General features: G+C 62.8%; 1 pseudogene. It reads right to left on the reverse strand.

The annotated features are described in order from the left end of the window. A pseudogene (locus EBE87_RS30135) lies at window positions 1–717 on the reverse strand (IS3 family transposase); the annotation flags it as partial. Window positions 718–862: the final 145 nt, after the last annotated feature.

Raw genomic sequence — 862 nt, forward strand, 5'->3', positions numbered from 1 at the left:
GGGCCAGATAGAGAAAGCCCCGGCGCATCGGAATGTACGTCAAATCGGTGCACCAGACCTGGTTCGGCCGGTCAATCACCAGATCCCGCAGCAGATAAGGAAAAACCCGGTGCTCAGGATGCGGCACCGTGGTCCGCGGCCGCTGGTAGATCGGCGCCAGCCCTGTCCTGGCCATCAACCGCCGAATGCGTTTGAGGCCAACGGTGTAGCCCACCCGGCAGAGGTGACGCGCCATCTGGCGGGACCCATACCAAGGGGTCTCCAGGAACTGCGCATCGATCAATCGCATCAGCTCCAGGTTCGGTGGACTTTCCCCGGCAGGATGGCGGTAGAAGCCAGAGGGGCTGATCGAGGCCAGCTCGCACTGGCGCACCACCGACAACTGCGGGTGGCCGGGCTCGATCATCTGGCGCCGCCGCTCCAGGCTCATCGTCCGGACGCTTTCGCCAAAAAATCCTGCTCCACCAGGAGCTGACCAATCCTGGCGTGCAGTTTCTCCACCTCGGCCTCGGTTGATTTCGCCGTCTCCTGCGCCGCTGCTTAGCCCGAGAACACCGAAGCCAGTCCCTCCACGGGCTGCCGCTTCCATTCACCCACCATCGTGTGGTGAATGCCGTGCTTGGCCGCGAGCTGCACCGTGGTCAGCTCCCCACGCCGTGCCTCCAGCGCTGCCTTGGCCTTAAACTCGGCCGAATACCGCGTCCGCTTGCCCGTCATCGGGTCCGTCCTTCTCAGGCCGAACCGAGCTTATCGAATTGTCCGAAATCCCGGGACCATCTCTAGGCTCAGGGCCTATTAATGAGCCTCTTGAGCTTTGATCTTGCTGTGATTCCATGGCGTCGGAGGTGCTGCCATGGCTGAC

This window comes from Teichococcus wenyumeiae (genome assembly GCF_003696345.1).
GTDB classification, from domain to species: Bacteria; Pseudomonadota; Alphaproteobacteria; order Acetobacterales; family Acetobacteraceae; genus Pseudoroseomonas; species Pseudoroseomonas wenyumeiae.